Here is a 25,213-nt window from a genome sequence, read left to right as displayed (position 1 = left end):
GCGTCGCGTCGCTGGAGGTCTCCGTGCTCGACCGGACGGCCGCGCTGGTGCGGTCGCGCGGCACCCGCCACGACCGAGCGGGAGCGACGCTCCAGGCGTTCGACGTCCTCTACCTCGTGGTGCGACCTGAGGCCGACGCGAGTTGGCGGATCACGACGCTGGTGTCGGTCCGAGGCGCACCCTGACAACGGGATCGCGTATAGGATCCTATATTGACACTATTGTATTCACACAATACCGTCCTTCCGGACCTTCGCCCCGAACGCCGGGCATTGATCAGGCTGGTGGCGGCTGGTACGCCGGACTCCGCGCCACCGCGCGGTGCTCACCCCGGAACCGGACTTTCGCCGTGGACATCATTTCGCCGAGGAGGCCGGAATGCGTGAGAACTACCTGTTGAACCTGCTCCAGAAGGACGTCGACGAGGGCACCGACCCCACCTACTGGTGGGACGAGGAGCGCACTCCCCTCGACAGCATCGACAAGCGCGTCACCGACCTGATGGACCTCAGCGGCAAGAAGGCCGTCGTGACCGGCGGCGCGGGGGTGAACCTCGGCCAGGCGTGCGTCAACCGACTGGCCGGTCTCGGCGCGGACGTCGCGGTCGTCGACCTGCCCAAGGAGCGGTCCGAGGCATGGACCCGGGCGGCCGGGCGCACACCCCTGCTTGACGCCGAGGGCGTGGCGGAGAAGTTCTCCAAGCGCTGGGACACGAAGTGCATCGCCGTCGAGGGCGACGTCCTTACGGCCGACGGCGTGGAGGCCGTGATGCGCGAGTGCCACGAGCGCCTCGGCGGCATCGACATCCTGGTCAACAACGTCGCCGACGTCGCGATGGGCCCGTTCACCTCCTTCACCACGGAGGACATCGACCGGTCTGTCCGGGGGACGTTCACCGGCGCCGTCTACTGCGCACGAGCGGCGCTCGACTACATGATCCCCAAGGGTTGGGGCCGGATCATCAACGTCGGCTCGGAGTCGGCGCTCACGGCCATGCCGGGGCAGGTGATGTACGGCGCGCTCAAGGGCGGGCTGGCCACCTTCACCGCCCAGCTCGGCGCCGAGGTGGAGAGGCACGGTGTGAAGGTGCTCGGCGTGTACGGGGGATGTATGTGGGGCCCGGGCCGCGATCTGCTCCCCGACTCGGTCCTCGGTCAGTACGCCCTGGGGCGCACCGCGATCCAGCGCTTCGAGCTGCCGGAGGAGGTAGCCAACATGATCGGCTTCCTGGCGACCGACGCGGCCAGCGCGATGACCGGCGTGATGATCCCGATGGGTGGGGGGATGGCGCTGTAGGGCCGGCGGTCTCGTCGCACGCTGCCGCACTCGGCCCGAGGACAGGAAGACAACATGGACATTCTCGAAGCGATGGAGACCTGCCGCTCCATCCGCAGGCTCAAAAGCGATCCAGTCCCTCCGGAGGATCTCGAACGGCTCGTCTACTACGCCACCCGGGCGGCCAGCGCGGGCAACTCGCAGCTCTGGCGGTTCGTGATCGTGACCGCCGCCGAGGACCGCCTCTGGTTCCGGGACATGCTGGCCGACACGGCGGGCAGACTGCTGTTCAGCGAGCCACCTGCTGACGACGACGACTCCGCGGCGGCCCGGAACCTGCGGCTGATGCGTCGTTTCGTCTTCGACTTCGACAAGATCCCCGCGTTCATCATCACGACCGTCGAGAACGCCTTCCCCACGGCCGACGCGCCGGACCCCCACTATGCGTGGTCGTCGGTCTACCTCGCGACGCAGAACCTGCTGTTGGCCGCGCGCGGTATGGGCCTGGGCGCCGCCATGACGACCTACCATCTGTGGAACGAACCGGGCGTCCGTTCCCACTTCGGCATTCCCGACGACGTGGAGATCGGGGCCGTCATCCCGATCGGCTATCCCGAGGGACGCTACGGCCCGGTCGCCCGCAAGCCGGTCTCCGAGGTGATCTTCCGCGACCGCTGGGGCAGCCCGTAGGACGTCCGCCCGACCTCCCGCACGGAAGGGACCTTCGATGCCCACGACGCGAGCCCACGAGCAGCAGGTACGCGCCGCCCGGTCCGGGCGGGCGGTGGACTGGCACTCCGCCCGCCGGCGGGCCCACGCCGAGGGACGGCCCCTGCCCGGACGGCCGGTCGAGCTCGCCGCGGCGGCCGGGCTCGTCCTGGCCGAGGACCTCGTCAGCCGGGTCGCCCAGCCCGCGTTCGACACCTCGGCGATGGACGGCTACGCCGTCGCCGGCCGGGGGCCGTGGACCGTGCTGGGCGAGGTCCGGGCGGGCCGGCAGTGGCCCGGGTGCCTCCGCCCGGGGGAGGCCGTCGCCATCTCCACCGGCGCTCCGGTCCCCGCCGGGGCCCGGGCCGTGCTGCCGGTCGAGGACACCTCCCGGTCCGGCGACGAGGTCCGCGGTCTCGACGGCTGCGCACCGGAACCCGGCCGGCACATCCGCCGGACGGGCGAGAACTCCCCCGCGGGCGCGCTGCTCGCGGACTCGGGCTCGGTGGTGAGCCCGGCGATGCTCGGGCTGGCCGCGGCCGCGGGCCACGACGACCTCGTGGTGCGGCCACGACCACGCGTCCGGCTGCTCATCACCGGCGACGAGCTGGTGACGGCGGGGCCGGGCGGGGCCGGCCGGGTGCGTGACGCCCTCGGCCCCACCCTGCCGCCGCTCGTCGCCGGACTCGGTGGGGACCTCGTCGAGACCGCGCACGTGCAGGACTCGTTCGCCGCGCTCGCGGCCGCGGTCGGCAGCGGCGCCGCGTCGGAGATCGTCCTCGTCACCGGGTCGACCTCGGTGGGTGTCACCGACCACCTGCACCGGCTGCTCGACGGCCTCGGCGCCCGCGCCGTCGTCGACGGTGTCACCTGCCGGCCCGGCCACCCCCAGCTGCTCGCCGCGCTGGGTTCCCGTCGCTGGCTGATCGGGCTGCCCGGCAACCCCTACGCGGCGATCGTCGCGGCGCACACTCTGCTGGCGCCGCTGCTCGCCGGGCTCGGCGGGCGCCCCGTCCCGCCGTTGCGCCGGACAGCGGTCGCAGGTGTCCCACCGGCCGTGGACGGCCACACGCTGCTCGTCCCCGCCGCCTGGGACGGCGACCACCTGGCCGTCGTCCCCGGGCACCGGCCCTCGGACCTGCGTGGCGTGGCTCGCGCCGACGTCCTCGCCGTCATCGACCGGGAGACCCGCGACACGACCGTCGCGGTGCTGTCGCTGTGAGCAGAACCGAACGGAGCCGCAGACCCATGGCGCGCATGGTGACCAGACCCTGTACCGACGTCCCCGCCCGCGGCTGCGCCGGCGGGCGGCGCGTGGACCTCCGCGCGGCACTCGCGCTGCTCCCACCCCGATCGGGGCGCTCATGAACATGGCGCCCGCGGCGCAGGAGGCGGCTGCCGACCGCGACCTCGTCGACTCGCTCGTCGACGAGCTCCAGGAGCGGATCAACGCCGGACGGATCCCCGCCGGCACGTGGTTGCGGCAGGCGCCGCTGGCCGAGGAGCTGGGGGTCAGCCGAACGCCCGTGCGCGAGGCGTTGCGCCGGCTCCAGGCCATGGGCACCGTCGAGGTGGTCGCGAACCGGGGCGCCCGGGTCCGGCTTCCGTCGGCGCGCGACATCATCGAGGTCTACGAGCTGCACGGGCTGCTGCAGGGGCACGCCGGAGCGGCGACCGCCACCCTCATCACCTCGGAGCAGCTCGACCGGCTGGCCGCGGCCGAGCGGATGTTCCGTGAGGTCGTCGAGGAGCTCAGGACCGGTGGCGGCACCGCCGACGCGCAGCAGCGCTGGCACCGGGCGAACACCCAGTTCCACACCGTCATCATCGAGGCCAGCGGCAACAAGCGCCTCGCCGAGGTCGTCGAGAGCCTGCACCGCAAGGTTCCCCGCAACCTCACGTGGATCGCGCTGGGCAACGACATCCGGCGGCTCGAGAAGGACGCCGCGGAGCACGCCGCGATCCTCGACGCCATCGGCCGGGGCGACGGCACCACCGCACGCCGCGAGCTGATCAACCACGCCAGACGCGCCGCCGACCTCCTGGTCCGCACCGTGGACGAGATCGGGCCGGGCTCCGCCGCGCAGCGGAGGTAGTGGAGGTGGCAGCGGGCCGCCTCCGCTCCCGTGCCGCCCGGGCGCGGACCCGTCACCCCCAGGGGCCGCCCGCCACGTACAGCACCTGGCCGGACACGAACCCCGCCTTCTCGTCCACGAAGAACGACACCGCGTTCGCGATGTCCTCCGGCCGCCCCGCGCGCTGGACCGGGATCGCCGCCGCGCGGTCCTGCAGGTACTGCTCCCACGGCACCCCGATCCGGTCCGCCGTCGCCCGCGTCATGTCGGTGACGACGAACCCGGGCGCGATGCAGTTCGCCGTGATCGCGAATTTGCCGAGCTCCATGGCGAGCGTCTTGGTGAAGCCCTGCAGGCCGGCCTTCGCGGCCGCGTAGTTGCCCTGGCCGCGCTTGCCCAGCGCCGACGTGGAGGACAGGTTGACGATCCTGCCCCAGCCCGCGGCCACCATGTGGGTCTGCGCCGCGCGGCTCATGAGGAACGAACCCCGCAGGTGCACCCCGAGCACGGTGTCCCAGTCGGTCTCGGTCATCTTGAACAACAGGTTGTCGCGGGTGACGCCGGCGTTGTTGACCAGGACGGTGGGCGCGCCGAGCTCGGCGACGACCCGGTCCACCGCGGCCTCGACGGCCTCGGCGTCGGCGACGTCCGCGCCCACCGCGATCGCCTGCCCGCCCTGGGCGAGCACCGCGTCGGCGGTGACCTTCGCCGCGCTCTCCTCGAGGTCCAGCACGGCGACCGCGAGGCCGTCCTGTGCGAGCCGGACCGCGGTGGCGGCACCGATTCCGCGGGCGGCACCCGTCACGATCGCGACGCGGCGGGACTCGGGCATGGTCATCGGCTCCTTCGTTGGTGACGGACGGGTTCGGGCCCGGGCCGGCCGCGGGCGACGGCTCCGAGGGTGGGTCGAGGACGACGGCCGACCGCGGTCGGTGTCGGTGTCGGTGTCGGCGGGAGTCGGTCAGGCGCGGGCCGTGGTCATGGACGGGCCCGCTGCGCGGTCGCCGCGAACTCCTCGGCCACCGTCGCCTGGACGCCGACCGGGAACTCGTGCCCGAGGCCCGGCACGACGACGAGCCGGGCATCCGGTATCGCCGCCGCCGTCGCCTCGCCGCCGCTCACCGCGACGAGCGGGTCGTCGGCGCCGTGGATGACGACGGCCGGCAGCCGCAGCGTCCGCAGTGCCGGCGTGCGGTCGGCCGCGACGAGGATCGCCGCCTGCTGACGCAGCTTGCCTTCGGGGTAGTGACACCGCTGGTAGGCGTGCTCCGCACGGTCCCGCGCCCGCGCTTCGTCGAACGGGAACCCGCCGCCGCGCAACGCCCGCGCCATCGCGACCTGTGCCGCGACGATCTCGTCGCGGGTTCGCGGCGCGCCGGACCTGATGACGGCGAGGACCTCGGGTCGCGCCCCGCCGACGCCCGCGGCGCCGGTCGTCGACATGATCGAGCACAGCGACCGGACGCGGTCCGGGTGCCGGACGGCCAACGTCTGCGCGATCATGCCGCCCATCGACGCGCCCAGCACGTGCGCCCGGTCGATGCCGAGCGCGGCGAGCAGGCCGGCGGCGTCGTCGGCCATGTCGTCGAGGGTGTACACCGCACCGGCGCGATCGCCCCTGCGGGCCGCGTCGAGGTCCGGGATGCTGCCGTCGAACTTGGTGGACAGCCCCACGTCGCGGTTGTCGAACCGGACGACGAAGAAGCCCCGCGCGACGAACTCCTGGCAGAAGCCCGGCTCCCACGCGTCGAGCTGCGTCCCGTGCCCCATGATCAGCAGCAGGGCGGGATCGGCGGGATCCCCGATGGTCTCGTAGCAGATCTCGATGCCGTTGGCGCGGACCGTGCCGGTTCGGGCCACGCTCGACGCTCCCGTCATCGGACGAACTCCGGCGCCGACGGCAGCGGACCGGGAGGGCACGCCTGCCGGGCGGAGTGCCAAGCCTGCCGGGCGGAGTGCCGAGCCTGCCCGCCGTGGACCGCCTCTCGCAACAGCGGTCCCCTCGCGTCGGACACGGTGATCTCCTCCCCTGCGGTGTGCGGTATCTCGCCTGGTCCTTGACCTCGGCAGCCCCCACGACGCTATGCTTAGGATTCATATTCGTCAATATTGGATCCTGAGATGGTCGCCTCCCGGGGGCTCCGGACGGCAGGCCCTCGGGACCCTCCCTGCCTTCGCCGTCGTGACGCGCGGATTCCGCGCGCGCGACCAGCGCCACGGCCGTCCCATCCACGTAGGAGCACGAGATGTCCCAACGCACGCGCTCGAGGCGGTTCGCCGCCGCTGCCATCGGGTTGATCCTCCTGGCGACCAGCGCGGCCTGCGCGACGAGCGGACCCTCCGGCGGTAGCGCGAGCGGCGACCCCGTCAGCGGGGGCGAGGTGACCTATCTCGTCGACCAGACACAGCTCACGCTGGACCCCGCGGTCAGTCCCGCCACCGTGACCGGTCTGGTCACCCGCCCGATCTTCGACTCGCTCGTCGTCCAGGCCGGCCCGACGCGGTTCGAGCCGTGGCTCGCGTCGAGGTGGGACGTCTCCCCCGACGGCCGCGAGTACACCTTCGCCCTCAGGAGCGGTGTCCGGTTCACCGACGGCACACCGTTCGACGCGGCGGCGGTCAAGGCGACGCTCGACCACGTCGTCGACCCGGCCAGCAAGTCCCAGTACGCGGCGTCGCTGATCGCGCCGTACCAGGGTTCGACCGTCGTGGACGACCTGACCGTCAAGGTGTCGCTGTCCCGGCCGTTCCGGCCGTTCCTGCAGGCGTTGTCCACTCCCTACCTGGGCATCCAGAGCCCCCGGGCACTCGCCGTGCCCCCGGCCGAGTACAAGCCCGTCGGCACCGGACCGTTCGCGTTCGTCTCATGGGAACAGCAGAAGGACATCACGCTCACCCGCAACCCCGACTACACCTCACCGCCCGCGAACGCGCCGCACACCGGCGCCGCGTACCTCCAGACGCTCAGGTTCAACTACGTCCCGGAGGACGCCACCCGCTACGGCGCACTGACGAGCGGCCAGGTGCAGGCGATCGCGGCGGTGCCGCCCAACCGCGTCGGGTCCCTGCAGTCCGACCGGAGGTTCAGCGTCCTCAAGACCGAGCTGCCCGGCGTGAACTACAACCTGTTCCTCAACGCGAAGACCGGTCCGACGAGCGACCCCCTGGTGCGGCAGGCGCTGCAGGCGGCGATCGACGTCCCCGCTCTCGTCGGCAGCATCTACGCCGGGCAGTATGCGGCCGCCAGGAACGTGCTGTCACCGACGACACCCGACCACGACCAGGCCGCCGCGGCGGCGCTGCAGGCCTACGACCCGGCCAAGGCAGGCGCGCTGCTCGACCAGGCCGGCTGGACCGGGAGGAACGCGGAGGGCTACCGCACGAAGGACGGCCAGGAGCTGACGCTCACGTGGCCGTACCTCGCGCTGATCAACCGCGACCAGCGCGACGTGCTGGGCCAGGCCATCCAGGCCGAGGCCCGCAAGGCGGGCATCCGCATCGACCGCCCGAACCTCGACGCCGGCGCCTACTCCGAGTCGGTCCTCAACGGCACCTACAACATCCTCGACAGCAGCAACGCGCGCGCCGACGCCGACATCCTGCGGTTCATGTTCGCCTCGGGCTCGACCTTCGCCAAGGGCGGCGCGAACGTGTCGCTGTCGGACTCCCCGCAGCTCGACGGGTGGCTCGACGAGGCCGCCACCACCTCGGACGCGGCCGTCGCCGCCCGTGACTACGCGCTGGCCCAGGCCGACGTGCTCAAGAGCGGCTACCTCCTGCCGGGCTACGTCCCGACCTCGCTCGTCGGCACGACGTCGGCCCTGCAGGGGGTCACGTTCGACCCGCAGGGGATCGCCCAGCTCTACGGTGCCTGGCTCGTACCGTGACGCAGCGGGCCATGGTCACGACACGGTGGTGGCTGCGCCGGGCGGGGCTCGGCGTCCTCGTGATCTGGGGCGCCGCCACCCTGTCGTTCATCGGCCTGCACCTGTTGAGCGGCGACCCCGCCCGCATCATCGCGGGCGGGGGCGGGGCCGTCAGCGGCTCGTCGGAGCAGATCCTCGCCCGGATCAACGAGCAGTACGGTTTCCACGAGCCGCTGATCGTCCAGTACGGGCGGTTCCTCGGCCAGCTGGCCCGAGGGGACCTCGGCATGTCCTATCAGCTGAACCAGCGGGTGACGACCGTGATCGTCGACCAGCTCGGTCCCACCGTCGCGTTGGCGCTCGGGGCGGCGGTCCTCGGTTTCGGGCTGGCGCTCGTGCTGGCCGTCGGCACCGCGGGTCGCCCACGCGCCGAGTCGCTGTTCTCGACGCTCGAGCTGCTGTTCGTGTCGACGCCGAGCTTCTGGGTCGGGATCCTGCTGCTGACCGTGTTCTCGTTCCGCCTCGGGTGGTTCCCGGTGTTCGGCAACGAGGGCGTCGCGTCGCTCGTTCTGCCGTGGCTGACGCTGGCCCTGCCGATCACCGGGACGCTCGCGCTCGTGATGCGCGACGGGCTGCAACGTGCGCTCGAGCAGCCGTTCGCCACCACGGTGCTGGCGCGTGGGGCGACCGCGACCCGGCTCCGGCTGCGCCACGCCCTCCGACACGCCCTGCTACCGGTGCTCACGCTGTCCGGCTGGACGCTCGGGACGCTGTTGGGGGGCGTCGTCGTGATCGAGACGGTCTTCGCCCGCGCCGGCATCGGGCAGGTCGCGGTGACCGCGGTGAACGGTCGCGACCTTCCCGTCGTGACGGGCGTCGTCCTCGTCGCCACCGTCGTCTTCGTCGTGATCAACACCGCGCTCGACGCGCTGACCCGCGTCGTCGATCCCCGACTCCGAGGTGTCCCCGAATGACCACGGTGGTGCACGGCGAGCCCCCGGCGGGCCTCCCGCCGGTCACCGAGCTCCCCGCCGCCCGCGCTCTCCGGCGGACGCGGTGGCTCGGGCCGGCACTCGCCCTCGCGTTCTTCCTCGCGGTGTGTCTGCTCGGCGCGTTTCCGGATGCCTTCGCCGGCGACCCGGCCGCGATCGACCCGGTGAACGCGTTCCGCGACCCGGCCCCCGGCCATCTCCTCGGTACCGACCAGCTCGGCCGCGACACGTGGGCACGGGTCGTCCACGGCGCCCGCGCCTCACTCGCACTCGGCTTCGGGGCCACCGCGCTCGCCGCGCTCGTCGGCATCGCGTGGGGGCTGGCGGCGGGACTCGGCGGCCGGCTCGTCGACGAGGCGACGATGCGCGTCGCCGACATCTTCATGGCCGTCCCGACCACGCTCATGGCGCTGCTGGTCGTCGCCGTGCTCGGCGCCGGCGGCCCGAGCGTCGCGGTGGCCATCGCGGTCTCGCTCGCGCCCGGGTTCGCACGGGTGGTGCGCGTGCAGACCCAGGTCGTGAAGCACGCCGGCTACGTGCAGGCCGCGGCGGCACTCGGTGTCCGCAGGCGCGGCGTCGTCGGCCGCCACATCGTGCCGAACGTCCTGCCGCCCATGCTGGTGCTCGCCACCATGAACGTCGGCCAGTCGATCATCGCGGGGGCGTCGCTGAGCTTCCTCGGCCTCGGCCCGCAGGCCTCGTCATCGGAGTGGGGCTCGCTGCTCTCCGACGCCCGCGACCACCTCCAGGACGCGTGGGCCCCCGCAGTCTTCCCCGGCCTCGCGATCGCGCTGACCGTCATCAGCATCAGCGTGCTCGGCCGGGAGCTGCGGCTGCGCTTCGAGGGGCGGACCGAGCGATGACTCCCCCGGACGCACTCCTGTCCGTGCGCGACCTCCGGGTCCGCTTCACGACGCGCCACGGCCCGGTCGACGCCGTCCGCGGGGTGAGCCTGGCCGTCGAGGCCGGACGGTGCCTCGCGGTCGTCGGCGAGTCCGGCTCGGGCAAGAGCGTGACGGCTCGGGCGTTGATCGGTCTCGCCGGGTCGAACGCGACCGTCGACGCCACCACGATGACCTTCGAGGGCCGCTCGCTGCTCACCCTCGGCGAGCGGCGGTGGCGGCGGCTGCGCGGAGCCCGGATCGGCTTCGTCCTCCAGGACGCCCTGACCTCACTGGACCCGCTGCGGCGGATCGAGGACGAGGTCGCCGAACCGCTCGACGTCCACGCCGATCTCGGACGCCGCGAGCGCGCCGAACGGGTCCGGTCCCTGCTGGGCGACGTCGGCATCCCCGACCCGGCGCAGCGCGCCCGGCAGTACCCGCACGAGCTCTCCGGCGGCCTGCGCCAGCGTGCGCTCATCGCATCGGCGATCGCGGCGGGGCCGTCGCTCGTCGTCGCCGACGAGCCCACCACGGCGCTCGACGTCACGATCCAGGCGCAGGTGCTCGACCTGCTGGCCGACATGCGCGACGCCGGGACGGCGGTGCTGCTGATCAGCCACGACCTGACCGTCGTCGCGCGCATGGCCGACCACGTCGCCGTGATGTACGCGGGGCTGGTCGTCGAGGAGGGCCCGGCCGCGCAGGTCCTGCACGAGCCCGTCCACCCGTACACGCGCGCCCTGCTGGCCGCGGCCCCGACCCTCGACCCCCGGGGTCCGGCTCCGACGCAGATCGCGCGGCTCGCGCCGCCGACGACCGGACCGGGGTGCCCGTACCGCAGCCGCTGCGCCCTGGCCGACGCCCGGTGTCACGCGGAGCTGCCCGCCCTGCGCGCCACGGGCGACGGCCCGTCGCTCGCCCGCTGCTGGCACGCGGATGCCGCCGAGCCGCTGCCGCCGCCGGCGCCCCGCACCGTCGGGACCACCACGTCGGGTCGCCGGGTGGTGCTCGAGGTCGACGGGGTGTCCAAGCGGTTCCGGGTGCCCGGCGGCGGCCGGCGGCGGGCCGTCGACGGCGTCTCGTTCTCGCTGCGGGCAGGGGAGGCGCTCGGTCTCGTCGGCGAGTCCGGTTCCGGCAAGTCGACCATCGCGCAGATCGCGCTCGGCATGCTCGGGCCCGACGACGGCCGCGTGCTCCTCGACGGCGCGTCGTGGTCGGAGCTGCGCGAGCCCGACCGACGGCCGCACCGCTCCCGCATCCAGCTGATCCAGCAGGACCCGCTCAGCTCCTTCGACCCCCGGTTCACCGTCGAGCGGATCATCGGGGAGGGCCTCGGGCAGCCGAGCCGGCGCGGGGCGGCGGCCCACCGGTCGCGCGTCGTCGAACTGCTGCACCGCGTGGGACTCGACGCGACGATCCTCGACCGGCGTGGGCCTCAGCTGTCCGGCGGGCAGCGCCAGCGCGTCGCGATCGCCCGCGCGCTCGGTCCCGAACCGGAGATCCTCGTGTGCGACGAACCGGTGTCGGCGCTCGACGTCTCGATCCAGGCGCAGATCCTCGACCTCTTCGACACCCTGCGGCGCGACCTCGGCGTGGCGCTGCTGTTCATCTCGCACGACCTCGGCGTCATCAACCGGATGTGCGAGCGCGTGCTCGTCATGAAGGACGGCGCGATCGTCGAGGAGGGCCCGGTCGGCGACGTCCTGCACACGCCCCGGCACGCCTACACCCGTGAGCTCCTCGCCGCGGTCTCCGCCGACCCGGCGACCGGGCGGACACCCGTCCGCACCGGCCCCACCTCCGTACCCGAAGGACGACCGACATGACGAACCGGCCGACCGCGGACGCTCCCCGGTGGACGTCCGAGGCCATGAACACCCCCGAGACCGCCGAGGAGATGGCCGCCCGCATCCGGACGTCGCTGCGGAGCGGCTTCGAGATGTACGCGAGCGTGCACAAGACGCTGTTCGCGCAGGTCATCCAGCTCGCCATGGCGACCTTCGAGCAGCCGGCCGACCAGCACGAGTACAGCGAGCTGGACCACGGCGGGGTCGCCGGGAACGGCAACTACGGCGCGTTCCTGCGCCGGCGGATCCCGGACATCGACATCGCCGGGACGGCCACGGCGCGCACCGCGGACACCGTCGTGGCGGACTACACGATCACCGGCACCCTGCCGGACGGTCCGCTCCACCTGCACAGCGAGGCGACCTACACCCTGGAGGACGGCCTGGTGGTGCGTTACCTCGTGCGCCACGACGCCGCCGAGTGGCAGCGCTACCTGCGTGCGACGGGCAACCCGTACGAGGGCGGCGGGTTCGCCGCGGCCGAGCTGGACCAGGCCTGACGCCTGAGGGGCGGCGGGCGGGCGCCCGCCGCCCTTCAGGACGCGGGGGCGTCGATCGACCCGAGCACCTTGGCGACGATCTCGCGCGACCTGCTGCGCAGCTCCACGTCGTTGATCATGTCCTGGACCATCACCTCGGTCACCCCGAGCGCGCGGACCAGCGGCTCGAGCTGCTCGCGCAACGCCTCGGCCGTCCCGGCGACCTGCGGCGGGATCACCGGACCCCGGATCGAGCTCGGCCGTGCCCGCTCGTCGGAACCCAGCTCCGCCGCCGCCTGCGCCACCGTCGGGATCGGGCGGTCCCGGCCGCCCGCCCGCAGCGCGCGGGCGGGCCACGTCAGCCGGTGCGCCAGGTCCTCGTCGTCGGCGGCGGCGAGGTGGAGCGCGAGGATCGCGCGGGGGGCGCCGCTCCCGAACGGCGTGCCGACGAAGCCGGCGCGGTACTGGTCGAGAGCCGCCTGCGTGGTCGCGGGGTCGATGTGGGCGCCGAAGACGTAGCCGATGCCGAGCCGCGCGGCGAGCCGGGCACTCGCCACGGAGGAGCCGAGCAGCCACACCTCGGGCACGCCGTCGACCGCGCGCGTCAGGTCGAGGGTCGCGAAGCGGTGGCCCTGCGGGAACGCGCGATGCACGTGGCCGAGGACCTCCTGGACCTGGGCGGGGAAGTCGTCGACGGGCCGGGACCCGCGGTCGCGGCGCAGGGCCTGGTCGACGACCGGGCCGGCGCTGGAGCGCCCGATGCCGAGATCGACGCGGCCGGGCGCCATCGACTGGAGCATCATGAACCGCTCGGTGACGGTGAACGCGCTGTGGTGGTTGAGCAGCACCGCGCCGGACCCGACCCGGATCCGGTCGGTGCGCCCCACCGCCGCGGCGATGAGCGGCACCGGGTCCGCGGATGCGTAGCCCACGGTGTGGTGGTGCTCGGCGTACCAGATCCGGTCGTATCCGAGCTGCTCGGCCTCGACCGCGGCGGCCAGCGCCCGGCGCAGCGCCGCGGTCCTCGTCCCGCCGGGAGCGACAGGAGCCAGCTCGACCACCGAGTACCGCATCGGACCGGTCTCCGCCGCGACGGCGTGTTCCTCACCCATCGAGGCGCAGCCCCGTCCCGATCACGTGGTTCGCCTCCAGGTCGTCGTACTCGTCCGCGGTCATCCCGAGCAGCTCGGTGACGACGTACGCGTTGTGCTCGCCCAGCATCGGGGCGCGGCGACGGTGGACCGGGTAGCGGTCCCGGGTGAACCGGACCGGTGAGCCGGCGACGATCGTCGACCCTTCGACGGGATGCTCGACGGTCTCGAAGAACCCGCGATGGGCGAACTGGGTGTGATCGGGTTCGTGCGGCATGGCCACCCGGGCGACCGGCACCCCGGCCGTCCACAGCGCCGCGACGATCTCGTCGGCGGAGCGCTGCGCGCACCACGCCCCGAGCCGGGCGTCGAGCTCGTCCTCGCGCGCCTTCCGGCCGGCGAACCCCGCCAGCTCGGACGCCTGTGCCCACCCGGGTCGGCCGAGCGCGTCGACGAGCGCGGTCCACTGGTCGTCGGTCTCGACCGAGATCGCCACGAGCGGGCCGCCGAGCCCGTCGTCGGGGTCCGCCGTGCGGTAGAGGTTCTGCGGCGCGGCGGACGGCGACCGGTTCCCCTGCCGCTGCGCCAGCACGCCGTAGGCCGTGTACTCGATGACCTGCTCGGCGGCCACGTTGAGGGCGCTCGCCACCATCGGGACCTCGACGAGCATGCCTTCGCCGGTACGGTCCCGGACGGCGAGGGCGACCTGCAGCGCGAACGCGGCGTGCGCGCCCGCCAGCGGGTCGCAGACCCCGCTCGGGACCTGTGGTGCCCCGTCCGGGAACCCCGTCACCCACGCCATCCCGGACGCCTGCTCCATGGTCTGGGCGAACCCGGTCCGGTCCCGCCACGGTCCCGTCAGCCCGAAGGCCGGCATCCGCACGAAGATCAGCCCCGGGTTGGTCTGGTGGAGCAGCTCCGGGCTCAGCTCCCACGAGTCGAGCACCCGCGGGCTGAAGTTCTCGATCAGCACGTCGCTGGTGTCGAGCAGGTCGACCAGCAGCTCCAGCCCGCGCGGGCGGTCCAGGCGCAGCCCGAGGCCGAGCTTGCCGGTGTTGGTCGCGTGGAACAGCGGGGCGTACTCCCACCACTGTTCCTCGTCGACGGCGCGCAGGCTCAGCGCGCGCATCCCGTCCGGCCGGGCCGGCGACTCGACCTTGATGACCTCGGCCCCGTGCATCCCGAGGAACTGCGCGGCCGACGGGCCCGCCCAGAACGCCGTCAGCTCCACGACCCGCAGGTCGTCGAAGGGGAGCCGGCCGCCGGGCCCGGACGTCGGCCCGGCGCTCGGCCGCGGCCCGTCGGCGACCCGCCGAGCCCATTCCGCGGTGTGCTCACCGAGGGCCGGGGCCCGGCCGGGTGCCGGCAGGCTCGCCTTGCCGTGCAGACGGTAGGGCGTGGCCGGTTGGACGACGCCACCCTCTGGGGCCTCGACGAGCATCTCCTGGTCGGCGAAGTGGTCGATCGCCGAGATCGTCGCCCCGTTGCCCACGGGCGCGGCGGGGACCCGCAGCGCCGCGGCCAGCTCGAGGATCTCCGCGGTGGTCCGCGCCGCGGCCCAGGCGTCGATGTGGGCGGTCAGCTCGTCGCGACGGCGTTCCCGCTCCCCCTGCGCGATGAGCGTCTCGTCGTCGAGCCAGTCGAACCGTTCGACGAGCACACAGAAGTCCAGCCACTGCTGGCCGGTGCCGGTCATGAAGCCGACCCAGCCGTCCTTCGTGGCGTGGATCCCGGGCAGCAGCGACATCGGCGCCGGATCACGCGGCCGGCCCGCCTCGGCGAAGTAGGTGACGGGGTGCATGTTGGTCAGGCTCAGCGCGACCGCCTCGAAGATCGACGTGTCGAGGATCTGGCCACCGTGGTCGCTCGCGCGCCTGCGCCGCGAGGCGAGCAGCCCGGTCGCCGCGAACGTGCCGGCCATCCACTCCCCCACCCGGCCGCCGACGCTGACCGGCGGCCGGCCGGGCAGCCCGCGCCAGCCGATGGCGCCCGACCAGGCCTGCAGGGTGAACTCGGTGGCCGCCCTGCCCGCCCACGGACCGTCGAGCCCGAAGGCGGTGAGGGCGAGGACGTCGAGCGCCGGGAACCGCTCGTGCAGCGCGGCCGGCTGCAGGGCCGGCACCGCCGCCAGCCGCGAGTCCGGATCCCAGACCACCGCGTCGGCGCGGGCGAGGACATCGAGCACGAGTGCGACGTCCGCGGGCCGCTCGGGGTCGGCGACCACACTCTGCGTCGACCCGGCCAGGAACCGGAAGAGCGCGCCGTCCTCGCCGTCGGGGGACACGATGCCCGAGGCCGACCGGCGACGCAGCGGGTGCCCCTCGGGTGGCTCCGCCCTGACGACGACGGCGCCCGCCCCGGCCAGCAGGTGGGTGCAGTACGCACCGGCGACCCCGCTCGACAGGTCGACAACCGTCACGTCGTCGAGCGGTGACATGTCCGTCATGACATCGACAGTACCTTTTCGGATCCCTGAACTTCAATACTGGATCCATTTCATCGGGACCCTCATCCCGACGCGCCGACCGGACGGCCGGCATCACAGAGGGTGGGCCGTAAGCTGGATCCATGATGGCCCGGGCGACCGCGCAGGATGCCGACCCGCAGACCGGCACCGAACCTCGACCTCGTGGGCGCGGCGACCGCGACCTGGTCGACTCGCTCGTCGAGGTACTCCAGGAACGGATCAGCACCGGGGAGATCCCGGCCGGGACGTGGCTGCGTCAGGAGCACCTGGCCACCGAGCTCGGCGTGAGCCGCATGCCCGTCCGCGAGGCGTTGCGGCAGCTCCAGGCCGTCGGCACGGTGGAGATGATCGCGAACCGGGGCGCGCGGGTACGCCTGCCGTCGACCCGCGACATCATGGAGGTCTACGAGCTGCACGGCGTGCTGCAGGCCCACGCGGGTACGGCCGCCGCCGAGCTGATCACCTCCGGGCAGCTCGACCGGCTGAGCCGGGCCGAGGCGATGTTCCGTCAGGCCGTCGACGAGCTCAGGGCGGCCGACAGCGACCCCGCCGCGGTGCAACGGCGCTGGCACGAGGCCAACACCGAGTTCCACTCGGTCATCATCGAGGCCAGCGGGAACAAGCTGCTCGCCGACGTCGTCGAGAGCCTGCACCACAAGGTGCCCCGGAACCTGACCTGGATCGCCCTCGGCTCCGACGTCCGGCGGCTCGAGCGGGACGCGGCCGAACACGCCGCGATCCTCGACGCCCTCACCCGCGGCGACGGGGCGACCGCCGGCACCCTGCTGCGTGAGCACGCCAAACGCGCCAGCGAGCTGCTCGTCCGCACCGTCGACGAGATCGGCCAGGAGACCACCCCCGCCCGGCGGCGGTGACGTCTCACTTGACCGCGAGCGGGTTGACCGGCGAGCCGACGGCGTTGGCGAACTTGATCGGCGGCCCGCTGAAGAAGAACTCGTAGACCCCGTCGGCGGCGCAGTCCTCGGCGAGCTCCTCGAAGTCGAGGATCTCCCCCAGCGGCATGCCCATGTCGCGGATCAGCACGCAGTGCACCGCGAACTTCTCGTCGGGCTCGCCGGGGAGCGCCTCGATCGCCCAGTTGTCCGAACACAGCGCGGCGACCTCCCGCTCGTACAGCCACTCCGCGCACTGCAGGCCGATCCCGGGCTCGCCGTCCATGAACCGTCGCGAGTCACCGGTCGTGGTGAAGACACGGCGCCAGCCCGTCCGGATCAGCAGGATGTCGCCCCGGCCCACCGTGACGCCCTGGCGCGCGGCCGCCTCGTCGAGATCGGCGGGGGTGATCACGTAGCCGCGCTCCAGCCACTCCACGCCCTTCAGGCGGGCGACGTCGAGCAGCACGCCCCGGCCGGTGATGCCCTTGCCTAGCTTGTCGATCGCGAGCCTGCCGGCACCGCGGGGCCCGACCTCGGAGGCCGGGTAGCCGTTGTAGAGCAGGCCGTCGTAGAAGACGTGGGCCAGGCTGTCCCATTGCGAGGCGCACTGCAGCGGCATGAAGATGTAGTCGTCGGCGAAGTGGAACCCGCCGGGGAAGTCCTGGTTCGCGCCGGTGTCCCGCATCAGGTGCACCGGGTTGATCCGCGCCCCGCCGGGCTGCGGCCCGTCCGACGCGAACGGGATTCCCAGGTCGAACACGCGGCCGGTGCGCACCAGCCGCGCCGCGGCGACGACGGCCTCGGGCGTGATGTGGTTGACCGTGCCCCGCTCGTCGTCGGGTCCCCAGCGGTTCCAGTTGCTGAGCCGGGCCCCGATCTCACGGAAGCTCTCCATCGCGATGACTCCAGGTTCGTTTCCTCGGGACCGGGACGGTCCCGTTACGTCGGGTGGACCCGCCGGGTCAGATCCCGAGCGCCCGGCCGACGAGGTCCCGGTGGTGGCCGGGGGTGCCCAGGAGGAACTCGCTGCTCTTGGCGCGCTTGTAGTAGAGCTGCGCCGCGTGCTCCCAGGTGAACCCGATGCCGCCGTGCAGCTGGATCGCCGTCGCGGCCGCCCGCGTGTAGGTGTCGGAGCAGACCGCCTTGGCCACCGACGCTGCGAGCTCGACGTCGGCGTCGCGCTCGGCGACGGCCCGGGCCGCGTCGTACGCCGCCGAGCGCGCCGACTCGATGTCGACGAGCATGTCGGCCAGCTTGTGCTTGACCGCCTGGAACGACCCGACCGGACGGCCGAACTGGTGGCGCACCGTGACGTGGTCGAGCGTCATGTCGAGCACCCGCCGGGCGCCGCCGACCTGCTCGCAGGCCAGCGCGACCGCGGCGAACCGCAGCGCCCGGCGCACCCCGTCCCAGGCCTGCCCGGCGCGCCCGACGAGGACCGCGGGCGTCGCGTCCAGGCGGACCCGGGAGAGCTTGCGGGTCAGGTCGAGGGTGAGCTCGACCTCGACCCTGCACCCGGCCGAGTGCGGGTCCACCGCGAACAGCGACAGGCCCTCGGCGGTGCGGGCGACGACCAGCAGGAGGCCGCTCACGTGCGCGTCCGGGACGAAGCGCTTCACCCCGGACAGGGTCCAGCCGGACCCGGACGGCTGCGCGCGCATGTCGACGGCCGACTCGTCCCAGCCGCCCCGCTCCTCACCGACCGCGAGCGTCGCGACGAGCTCACCCGACGCGATCGCGGGCAGGTGGCGCTTCATCGCCTCCTGGTCGCCGCACTCGAGCAGGGCCGTCGCCGCGAGGCCCACCGTCGCGAAGAACGGGGACGGGAGCAGCGCACGGCCCATCTCCTCGAAGACCACGCACAGTTCCTGGTACCCGAACCCGGCGCCGCCGAGCTCCTCGGGGATCGCCATCGCCTGCAGGCCCAGCTGGTCGGCCATCGTCGTCCAGACCGCGGGGTCGTACCCGGCCTCGTCCTCCATCAGCCGGCGGACGTCGCTCTCGGTCGAGCGGCGTTCCAGGAACTGCCGGACGACTCGGCGCAGCTCGTCGCGGGCGTCGTTCGTGCTCATCCGGATCAACCCCGCGGGATTCGGGAGAAGGGAACGTTCTTGTCGGTGCGCGGTTCCGGCGGCAGGCCGAGAACCCGTTCGGCGAGGATGTTGCGCATGATCTCGGACGTGCCGCCCTCGATCGAGTAGGCCCGCGAACGCAGGAACAGCCGTCGGACGTCCTGCTCGGCGCGCCGCGTCAGCGACTCCTCGGTGTAGGCGGACATCTCGTAGGAGTCGTAGAGCATGCTCTCGTCCCCCAGGAGGTCCAGGCAGAGCTCCAGCGCGTCCTGGTTGAGCTCGGCGTAGACGAGCTTGCCGATCGAGCCCTCCGGGCCCGGGATCCCGGCTGTCCGGTTGGCCGCCGCCCGCCGGCTGTTCAGCCGCTGGACCCGCGCCCGGACCCAGAGGTCGATCATCCGGGTCCGCAGCTCCGGGCCCGGGTCCGGCCGCGTGCGGTACAGCTCGAGGGCCAGGTCGGCCGGCGTCCTCTCGGTCCGTTCCCGGTTGAACAGGACCCGCTCCTCCATGAGCGTGGTCATCGCGACGCGCCAGCCGTCGGACACCTCGCCGACGCGCGCGGAGTCCGGGACCCGCACGTCGGTCAGGTACACCTCGTTGAACTCGGCCTCGCCGGTCAGCTGCCGCAGCGGGCGGACCTCCACCCCCGGCGCGTCCATGTCGACGAGGAAGTAGGTCAGGCCTCGATGCTTGGGCTGCTCCGGGTCCGTCCGGGCGATCAGCATGCCCACCTGGGAGATCGTCGCCAGCGAGCTCCAGACCTTCTGCCCGTTGACGACCCAGGCGTCGCCGTCGCGGACCGCCCGGGTGCTCAGCCCCGCGAGGTCCGAGCCCGCACCGGGTTCCGAGAACAGCTGGCACCAGCGCTCGTCGCCGACGAACAGCGGGCGCAGGTAGCGCTCCTGCTGCGCCCGGGTACCCCACGCCGCCAGCGTCGGCGCGCCCATCGAGTAGCCGAGCCGGTTGAACTCGGCGCCGTCGGGCGCCCCGGTGTCGGCCAGCCGCAGGGTGACCTCGCGCTGCAGCGGCGGCGCCACCCCCAGCCCGCCCGACCCGACCGGGAAGTGGACCCAGGCGAGCCCCGCGTCGAACTGGGCGGCGAGGAAGTCCCGCCGCGGCGTCCGCGCGGGCGGGTGGGAGCGCAGCAGGTCCTCGGTCGTCGTGACGACGAGGTCGAGCTCGGCCGTCATCAGGCGAACCCCTCCGCGCGGAAGGCACCGTCGCGCCAGTCGAGCGCGGCGCGCAGCCCGCCCTCGTCGAGCTTCTCGCGGAAGGCCCGGGCGCCGGGACGGAGGTTGCCGCTCAACGCGTGCCACGACCACGACTGGTCGAAGTGGGTCTTCATGCCCTGGATCTCGTAGGCCTGGTTCACCGAGTGCTTGTTGGCCGCGAGCAGACCTGGTGCGATCGACGAGATCGCCCGCAGCTCCCGCTGCGTCTCCGCGTCGAGGCTGTCGGCGGGGAAGGACTTCACGACCCACCCCATCCGGGCCGCCTCCGCGCCCGTCACCGAGTTCCCGGTCAACTGGAGGTACTTGGCCTGGGCCATGCTCATCTTCCAGGGGAAGTACGGCACGTCCGGCGTGGTCATCCCGCGCATCGGCGGGTACCCGATGACGGCGTCGTCGGCGACGAAGGCGATGTCGCACATCGACATCAGCTCCGTTCCGCCGGCGACGCAGTGGCCGTGGACCATGGCGACGACCGGCTTGAGCAGGTCCCAGATCGTGTACCAGTCCCGCACGCAGCTGCGCGCCCACTGGTCGGTCCAGTCGTCGAACTCCGCCGCGCTGACCCAGCGCTCCGGCCGGATCCCGTCGTCGCGGTAGTAGCGCGCCCCCTCGGCGGGTCGGGCGCTGGTCTTCGGTCCGGACGACAGGTCGTACCCCGCGCAGAACGACGGGCCGTTGGCCCGGATCAGCACGACGGTGACGTCGTCGTCCTGCTCGGCCGTGCGCAACGCGTGCAGGATCTCGCGGCGCATCAGGTAGCTCAGCCGGTTGCGCTTGTCCGGCACGTTGAGGGTGATGGTCGCGATCCGGTCGGCCGTGGAGTAGAGGATCTCCCGGTAGGGCGCGCCGATGGACGCGGGTTCGGTCGACTGCTCGGTCGTGGTCACGTGTGGTCCGATCTGGAGAGGACGGTGAGCGGTTCGAAGCGCGTGCGCAGCTCGCGTTTGAGGACCTTGCCCGCGGCGTTGCGCGGGAGCGCGTCCGAACCGACGACGAACCGGGTCGGGACCTTGAACGCCGCCAGCCGCTGCCGGGCGTGGTCACGCAGGTCCTCCGCGGTGACCGAGGCGCCGGTCGCGACCCGTACGACCGCGGCGACCTCCTCGCCGAGCAGCGGGTCCGGGACCCCGACCACGGCCGCCTCCTGCACGTCGGGGTGCTCGGCGAGGACCTCCTCGACCTCCGCGCAGTAGACGTTCTCGCCTCCCCGGATCACGACGTCCTTGATCCGGTCGACGATGTGCACGAAACCCTCCTCGTCGCGGCGGACGAGGTCGCCGGTGCGGAACCAGCCGTCGGCCGTGAACGCGGTCGAGTCGTGGTTCCAGTAGCCGCGGGCGAGCGAGGCGCCCTTGAACCACGCCTCGCCGACCTCCCCGTCGGGGACGTCGCACCCGTCCGCCCCGACCACTCGTAGCTGCGACGTGGGAAAGGGCCTCCCGACCGACAGCGGACGGCGGAAGTAGTCGCGCGAGCCGATCATCACCATGGCGCCGGTGGTCTCGGTGAGCCCGTACCCGGTGCCGGTTCCGACCCGGCCGCCGAGGAGCGTCCCGATCCGCGCGATCAGCGCGGACGTGGACTGCGCGCCGCCGGTGCCCAGTGTCCGGAGGGACGGCAGCTGCGCGCCGGAGCGCTCGATCTCGTCCATCAGCTGACGCGCGACCGTCGGGACCGCCGTGAGGGTGTCGACCCCCTCGCGCTCGATCAGCTCGACCGCCCGCCGGGCGTCCCACCGGTGCATGAGCACGAGGTGCACGCCCGTGACGGCGGACGAGATCAGCCGGGGCAGGTAGGCCACGTGGAACAGCGGGCCCGGGACGAGCAGCGTCGGCTGCTCGGGCGGCGGCGGCAACGGCTCGCCGCGCCACTGCGCCAGCCGGCTCTCGACCACGGCGTGCAGCCGCAGGTTCGACAGGACCGTGACGTGCGCGCGGTTGGTGGCGACCGCGCCCTTCGGGCGCCCGCTCGTGCCCGACGTGTAGAGGATCGTGACGTCGTCGTCGGGGTCGATCGGGACCGAGGTGAGGTCGAACCGGCGGCGTTCGCCGGCGAGCAGGGCCTCCCACTCGTCGTCACCGCGGACGGCCTCCCCCGGCCGGACCTCGACCACGGCACGCAGGCCGGGCAGGCGGTGGCGCTGCGGCTGCACGCTCTCGGTCCGCTCGCGGTCGGCGACCAGCACGGCCGCCCCGCAGTCGGCGAGGGCATCGACCAGCTCCGACCCGGTCCACCACGCGTTCAGCGGGACGCACACGGCGCCGACCGCGGCGGCCGCGGCGAACACGACGACCCACTCGGGATAGTTGCGCATCGCGATGGCGACCCTGTCGCCCTTGCCGATCCCGTACCGCTCGACGAGGAGCGTGGCGAACCGGGCGACCAGGTCGGTGTGCTCGCCCCACGTCCGGGTCTCGTCCTCGAACGTGACGGCGGGCCGGTCCGGCGGGTGCGCGGCCGCGACGAGGACGTCGCGCACGCTCGCGGGTGCGTCGGTGTACACCGGCAGCTCGACGCCGAGCACCCGCGCCGTACCGATGGCGAAGCCGCCGCCCGGCGCCGTCAGCTCGGCGACGATCTCGGCGCGGCGCCTGCTCTCGTCCACCCGTCGACTCCTTCCGCCGCGCTGCCGAGGAGACCGTCGGGCGCGACGCACCGCACCCACGTCGCCGAACGGCGCCCGCGCCGGTCCTGAGCGAGCCTACGTTTCAGGATACGAAATCGTCAAGTATGGATCCCATTTTACCGGCGTCAGTATCGTTCGCGGACGAGACCGTTGTCCTCGGCCCAGCGGCTCGTCGCCTCCACGGCGTTGCGGATGTGCGCGGTCATCGCGGCGCGCGCGGACGCCCCGTCGCCCCTGGCGATGGCGTCGGTGATCTCGTCGTGCTCGGCGAGGTTGCGCCTCAGCAGCCGCACCCGCCCCGCATAGGCGGCGAAGGAGATGTTCTGCGGCAGCCGCCGGTGGATGTCGGCGATGGTGTGCGCGAGCTGCCGGTTGCCCGACGCCTCCGCGACGAGCGCGTGGAAACGGCCGTTCGCCTCGACCCACGCGGGCGCCGTCCGCACCGTGCGTTCGGCCGCGGGCAGGTCCACGAACTCCTCGATCGCGCGGCGGAAACCGTGCCAGGCTCCGCGGAGGCGCTCGAGCTGGGCGTCGTCGATACGCTCGGCGGCCAGCTGGGCCGCGAACCCCTCCAGCTCGGCGCGGACCTCGCCGAGCTCACGCAGGTCCCGGCCGGAGTGCCCGTCCACCCGCGCTCCGCGGTTGCGGACGATCGTGACGACGCCCTGCGCGTCGAGGATGCGCAGCGCCTCGCGTACCGGCGTCCGGCTGGTCCCGAACTCCGCGGCCAGCGCCTCGTGGCGCAGCCAGGAACCGACAGGGACCTCACCCATCAGGATCCGACGCTGCAGGGCCTCGACGATCTCGCCCGCGCGACCGCGGGCGGCGTCGATCTCGCCCGCGCGACCGCGGGCGGCGTCGATCTCAGCGGTGTCGCCGGACATGGGCACCCCTGCTCGTTCGGGGACGGCGGCCCGACAGTAACAGGATTGCATCCCCGTCGGACCGAACTGGATGCACGTCGCGTCAGCGCCCGACGGCGTACCCCTGCGCACCGCGCGAGTTCGCCGCCGCGGACAGCGACCCGCTGCCGGGGTCCCGGGTCACCGTGGAGAGCCTGCCGAGGCTCCAGTCGTCGGAGACGGTGACGCGGTGTCCGCGCCGGACCAGCTCCTCGATGACGTCGGCACCCAGCCGCCGTTCGACGACGGCGCCCCCGGGCGTCCAGATCCGCGGCCAGAAGCTGCTCACCGCGGCCACGGTGTGGAACGCCGGCGCGTCGATCGCCTGCTGCGGCTGGTAGCCGCCGACGATGGTGCGCAGGAGATACAGCAGCTGCCACTGGTCCTGCTGGTCACCGCCAGGGGTGCCGAGCGCCGCGACGGGCCGGTCGCCGTCGAGGAGCATCGTCGGGCTCAACGTGGTGCGCGGCAGACGACCCGGCCGCAGCCCGGACGGGCTGTCCGGGCTCAGCCATGTCATCTGCAGCCGGGTCCCGAGGCAGAACCCCAGCTCGGGGACGGCCGGGGAGGACTGCAGCCACCCTCCCGACGGGGTGGCCGACACCAGGTTGCCCCACCGGTCCACGACGTCGACGTGGCACGTGTCGCCGCGGGTGACGCCGGTGCGCGACACCGTCGGCTCGCCGACCCCCTCCGACCCGCGCACGGACTCCTTCTCCCGCAACGGCGGCAGGCACGGCTCCAGCCCGGGCGGCCGGCCCGGCCGGTACTCCGACGACGCGCTGTCGGTGATGGCCGCCGCCCGCTCCCGCGCGTAGTCCGGGGACAACAGCGCGGCGAGGCCGGCCGCGTCGTCGTGGTCGCCGTAGTAGCAGTCGCGGTCGGCCAGCGCGAGCTTGAGGGCCTCGAGGACGGTGTGCGCGCCGAGCGCCGTCGACGGGTCGAGGCGGGCGTCGTCGAACTGGTCGAGGATCGCGAGGGTCTGCAGCAGGACGGGGCCCTGGGACCAGAACCCGGGTTTCGCGACGGTCACGCCGCGGAACGTCAGCCGCGTCGGCACCTCGTAGCGGGGCCGGTACGCCGCGAGGTCGTCGGCGGTGAGGACCCCTGCGTGATCGGTGCCCGACGAATGCCGGTGCGGGCGCTCGACGGAGCGGGCCAACGCCGCGGCGACGAATCCCGACCGCCAGATCCGCAGGGCCTCCCGGATGCCCGCCGTGCGCGACGGCCCCGCCTGCGTCGACTCGGCCACCAGGCGGCGCAACGTCGCCGCGTAGGCCGGGTTCCGCAAGGTCTGCCCCGGCGTCGGCGCCGTACCGTCGGCCAGCCACTGCGCGGCCGACGTCGGCCAGTGGTCGACGAAGTGCCGGGTCATCGCGGCGATCACCGCGCAGAGCTGCGGGGCGGCCGGGAACCCGCGCTCGGCGTAGTGGATGGCGTAGTCGAGGACGTCGGCCAGCGGCCACGTCCCGTGTTCGAGCAGGACCTCCAACCACGCCACCACCGCACCCGGGACGGCCGCGGCCAGGGCCCCCGAGCCCGGGACCTCGTCGAGCCCCTGCTCCCGGAAGTGCTCGGGCGTCGCCCCCGCCGGTGCGGGGCCCTGACCGTTGACCACGCGGACGGCGCCGTCGGCCGGGGCGACGAGGGCGACCAGGTCGCCGCCGGGCCCGTTCAGGTGCGGCTCCACCACGTGCAGGACGAAGGCCGCGGCGACCGCAGCGTCGAAGGCGTTGCCCCCGCGCTCCAGCACCGACTGCGCCGTCCCACTGGCCAACCAGTGGGTCGAGGCCGCCATGCC

At 73.3% G+C, this 25,213-nt stretch carries 21 protein-coding genes and 1 pseudogene; 11 read left to right on the top strand and 11 right to left on the bottom strand.

The window, feature by feature from the left end; genetic code table 11:
• The 5 genes and pseudogenes from PSD17_RS33345 to PSD17_RS33325 form a co-directional block, all read left to right on the top strand.
• Positions 1-185: pseudogene (locus PSD17_RS33345) on the top strand (hypothetical protein); the annotation flags it as partial.
• Positions 186-378: 193 nt separating this feature from the next.
• Positions 379-1,296: an SDR family NAD(P)-dependent oxidoreductase gene (locus PSD17_RS33340; RefSeq protein ID WP_339126165.1), complete on the top strand. Its 918-nt coding sequence runs from the start codon at positions 379-381 to the stop codon at positions 1,294-1,296.
• Between the two features lie 54 nt (positions 1,297-1,350).
• Positions 1,351-1,965, top strand: coding sequence for a nitroreductase family protein (locus PSD17_RS33335; protein WP_339126164.1), 615 nt, complete (start codon positions 1,351-1,353; stop codon positions 1,963-1,965).
• Positions 1,966-2,002: 37 nt separating this feature from the next.
• Entirely contained in the window at positions 2,003-3,205 is a 1,203-nt protein-coding gene (locus PSD17_RS33330) for a molybdopterin molybdotransferase MoeA (RefSeq protein ID WP_013673537.1), read from the top strand.
• 142 nt (positions 3,206-3,347) lie between these two features.
• Entirely contained in the window at positions 3,348-4,079 is a 732-nt protein-coding gene (locus PSD17_RS33325) for a GntR family transcriptional regulator (protein WP_013673536.1), read from the top strand.
• 52 nt (positions 4,080-4,131) lie between these two features.
• Here the strand turns inward: PSD17_RS33325 and fabG are convergent, their stop codons facing one another.
• Positions 4,132-4,890, bottom strand: a complete 759-nt coding sequence (fabG, locus tag PSD17_RS33320; protein ID WP_013673535.1) for a 3-oxoacyl-ACP reductase FabG — start codon at positions 4,888-4,890, stop codon at positions 4,132-4,134.
• A 146-nt stretch (positions 4,891-5,036) separates the two neighbouring features.
• Entirely contained in the window at positions 5,037-5,918 is an 882-nt protein-coding gene (locus tag PSD17_RS33315) for an alpha/beta fold hydrolase (RefSeq protein WP_041759365.1), read from the bottom strand.
• A gap of 386 nt (positions 5,919-6,304) precedes the next feature.
• Here PSD17_RS33315 and PSD17_RS33310 point away from each other — a divergent pair, with 386 nt between their 5' ends.
• Genes PSD17_RS33310 through PSD17_RS33290 form a run of 5 tightly spaced genes read left to right on the top strand, consistent with a single transcriptional unit; the run spans position 6,305 to position 12,147 of the window.
• A complete protein-coding gene (locus tag PSD17_RS33310; RefSeq protein WP_013673533.1) occupies positions 6,305-7,945 on the top strand; it encodes an ABC transporter substrate-binding protein in 1,641 nt (546 codons plus the stop codon).
• An 11-nt stretch (positions 7,946-7,956) separates the two neighbouring features.
• On the top strand, positions 7,957-8,898 hold the full coding sequence (locus PSD17_RS33305; protein ID WP_013673532.1) for an ABC transporter permease: 942 nt from the start codon (positions 7,957-7,959) through the stop codon (positions 8,896-8,898).
• Entirely contained in the window at positions 8,895-9,779 is an 885-nt protein-coding gene (locus tag PSD17_RS33300) for an ABC transporter permease (RefSeq protein ID WP_339126163.1), read from the top strand. Before PSD17_RS33305 ends, PSD17_RS33300 begins: the two co-directional genes overlap by 4 nt.
• The gene (locus PSD17_RS33295) at positions 9,776-11,626 is read left to right on the top strand and encodes an ABC transporter ATP-binding protein (RefSeq protein WP_339126162.1); all 1,851 of its coding nucleotides are present in this window, start codon (positions 9,776-9,778) and stop codon (positions 11,624-11,626) included. Before PSD17_RS33300 ends, PSD17_RS33295 begins: the two co-directional genes overlap by 4 nt.
• Positions 11,623-12,147 (top strand): hypothetical protein, encoded by a 525-nt coding sequence (locus PSD17_RS33290; RefSeq protein WP_013673529.1) that lies wholly within the window; start codon positions 11,623-11,625, stop codon positions 12,145-12,147. The genes PSD17_RS33295 and PSD17_RS33290 overlap by 4 nt, the downstream gene beginning before the upstream one ends.
• A gap of 35 nt (positions 12,148-12,182) precedes the next feature.
• On the opposite strand, the gene PSD17_RS33285 is transcribed toward PSD17_RS33290, so the two are convergent.
• Positions 12,183-13,238 (bottom strand): MsnO8 family LLM class oxidoreductase, encoded by a 1,056-nt coding sequence (locus tag PSD17_RS33285; protein WP_339126161.1) that lies wholly within the window; start codon positions 13,236-13,238, stop codon positions 12,183-12,185.
• Complete coding sequence (locus tag PSD17_RS33280; RefSeq protein ID WP_013673527.1) at positions 13,231-15,663, bottom strand: CaiB/BaiF CoA transferase family protein; 2,433 nt, start codon at positions 15,661-15,663, stop codon at positions 13,231-13,233. Before PSD17_RS33280 ends, PSD17_RS33285 begins: the two co-directional genes overlap by 8 nt.
• Positions 15,664-15,785: 122 nt before the next feature.
• Between PSD17_RS33280 and PSD17_RS33275 the strand changes: the two genes are divergently transcribed.
• On the top strand, positions 15,786-16,559 hold the full coding sequence (locus PSD17_RS33275) for a GntR family transcriptional regulator (RefSeq protein WP_339126160.1): 774 nt from the start codon (positions 15,786-15,788) through the stop codon (positions 16,557-16,559).
• A 4-nt stretch (positions 16,560-16,563) separates the two neighbouring features.
• On the opposite strand, the gene PSD17_RS33270 is transcribed toward PSD17_RS33275, so the two are convergent.
• The 7 genes from PSD17_RS33270 to PSD17_RS33240 all read right to left on the bottom strand — a co-directional run bounded on the left by PSD17_RS33270 (position 16,564) and on the right by PSD17_RS33240 (position 25,210).
• Complete coding sequence (locus PSD17_RS33270) at positions 16,564-17,475, bottom strand: cyclase family protein (protein ID WP_013673525.1); 912 nt, start codon at positions 17,473-17,475, stop codon at positions 16,564-16,566.
• Positions 17,476-17,542: 67 nt separating this feature from the next.
• A complete protein-coding gene (locus tag PSD17_RS33265; protein ID WP_013673524.1) occupies positions 17,543-18,652 on the bottom strand; it encodes an acyl-CoA dehydrogenase family protein in 1,110 nt (369 codons plus the stop codon).
• A gap of 5 nt (positions 18,653-18,657) precedes the next feature.
• A complete protein-coding gene (locus tag PSD17_RS33260; protein WP_339126159.1) occupies positions 18,658-19,842 on the bottom strand; it encodes an acyl-CoA dehydrogenase family protein in 1,185 nt (394 codons plus the stop codon).
• Positions 19,842-20,771, bottom strand: coding sequence for an enoyl-CoA hydratase-related protein (locus tag PSD17_RS33255; protein WP_339126158.1), 930 nt, complete (start codon positions 20,769-20,771; stop codon positions 19,842-19,844). The genes PSD17_RS33260 and PSD17_RS33255 overlap by 1 nt, the downstream gene beginning before the upstream one ends.
• Positions 20,768-22,489, bottom strand: a complete 1,722-nt coding sequence (locus PSD17_RS33250) for a class I adenylate-forming enzyme family protein (protein WP_339126157.1) — start codon at positions 22,487-22,489, stop codon at positions 20,768-20,770. Before PSD17_RS33250 ends, PSD17_RS33255 begins: the two co-directional genes overlap by 4 nt.
• 146 nt (positions 22,490-22,635) lie before the next feature.
• Positions 22,636-23,394 (bottom strand): GntR family transcriptional regulator, encoded by a 759-nt coding sequence (locus PSD17_RS33245; protein ID WP_339126176.1) that lies wholly within the window; start codon positions 23,392-23,394, stop codon positions 22,636-22,638.
• An 82-nt stretch (positions 23,395-23,476) separates the two neighbouring features.
• On the bottom strand, positions 23,477-25,210 hold the full coding sequence (locus PSD17_RS33240; protein WP_339126156.1) for a gamma-glutamyltransferase family protein: 1,734 nt from the start codon (positions 25,208-25,210) through the stop codon (positions 23,477-23,479).
• Positions 25,211-25,213: the final 3 nt, after the last annotated feature.

The sequence above is a fragment of the Pseudonocardia sp. D17 genome (assembly GCF_036984265.1).
GTDB lineage: Bacteria > Actinomycetota > Actinomycetes > Mycobacteriales > Pseudonocardiaceae > Pseudonocardia > Pseudonocardia benzenivorans.
Note: the sequence above shows the minus strand (reverse complement) of the source record. Positions and strands in the feature narration are given on the sequence as shown.

Excerpts from the sequence above, each read along its gene's own strand:
- PSD17_RS33340 (WP_339126165.1), top strand. The coding sequence starts at position 379 with ATGCGTGAGAACTACCTGTTGAACCTGCTCCAGAAGGACGTCGACGAG.
- PSD17_RS33335 (WP_339126164.1), top strand. The coding sequence starts at position 1,351 with ATGGACATTCTCGAAGCGATGGAGACCTGCCGCTCCATCCGCAGGCTC.
- PSD17_RS33330 (WP_013673537.1), top strand. The coding sequence starts at position 2,003 with ATGCCCACGACGCGAGCCCACGAGCAGCAGGTACGCGCCGCCCGGTCC.
- PSD17_RS33325 (WP_013673536.1), top strand. The coding sequence starts at position 3,348 with ATGAACATGGCGCCCGCGGCGCAGGAGGCGGCTGCCGACCGCGACCTC.
- fabG (WP_013673535.1), bottom strand. The coding sequence starts at position 4,890 with ATGCCCGAGTCCCGCCGCGTCGCGATCGTGACGGGTGCCGCCCGCGGA.
- PSD17_RS33310 (WP_013673533.1), top strand. The coding sequence starts at position 6,305 with ATGTCCCAACGCACGCGCTCGAGGCGGTTCGCCGCCGCTGCCATCGGG.
- PSD17_RS33305 (WP_013673532.1), top strand. The coding sequence starts at position 7,957 with ATGGTCACGACACGGTGGTGGCTGCGCCGGGCGGGGCTCGGCGTCCTC.
- PSD17_RS33300 (WP_339126163.1), top strand. The coding sequence starts at position 8,895 with ATGACCACGGTGGTGCACGGCGAGCCCCCGGCGGGCCTCCCGCCGGTC.
- PSD17_RS33295 (WP_339126162.1), top strand. The coding sequence starts at position 9,776 with ATGACTCCCCCGGACGCACTCCTGTCCGTGCGCGACCTCCGGGTCCGC.
- PSD17_RS33290 (WP_013673529.1), top strand. The coding sequence starts at position 11,623 with ATGACGAACCGGCCGACCGCGGACGCTCCCCGGTGGACGTCCGAGGCC.
- PSD17_RS33285 (WP_339126161.1), bottom strand. The coding sequence starts at position 13,238 with ATGGGTGAGGAACACGCCGTCGCGGCGGAGACCGGTCCGATGCGGTAC.
- PSD17_RS33280 (WP_013673527.1), bottom strand. The coding sequence starts at position 15,663 with ATGACGGACATGTCACCGCTCGACGACGTGACGGTTGTCGACCTGTCG.
- PSD17_RS33275 (WP_339126160.1), top strand. The coding sequence starts at position 15,786 with ATGATGGCCCGGGCGACCGCGCAGGATGCCGACCCGCAGACCGGCACC.
- PSD17_RS33270 (WP_013673525.1), bottom strand. The coding sequence starts at position 17,475 with ATGGAGAGCTTCCGTGAGATCGGGGCCCGGCTCAGCAACTGGAACCGC.
- PSD17_RS33265 (WP_013673524.1), bottom strand. The coding sequence starts at position 18,652 with ATGAGCACGAACGACGCCCGCGACGAGCTGCGCCGAGTCGTCCGGCAG.
- PSD17_RS33260 (WP_339126159.1), bottom strand. The coding sequence starts at position 19,842 with ATGACGGCCGAGCTCGACCTCGTCGTCACGACGACCGAGGACCTGCTG.
- PSD17_RS33245 (WP_339126176.1), bottom strand. The coding sequence starts at position 23,394 with ATGTCCGGCGACACCGCTGAGATCGACGCCGCCCGCGGTCGCGCGGGC.
- PSD17_RS33240 (WP_339126156.1), bottom strand. The coding sequence starts at position 25,210 with ATGGCGGCCTCGACCCACTGGTTGGCCAGTGGGACGGCGCAGTCGGTG.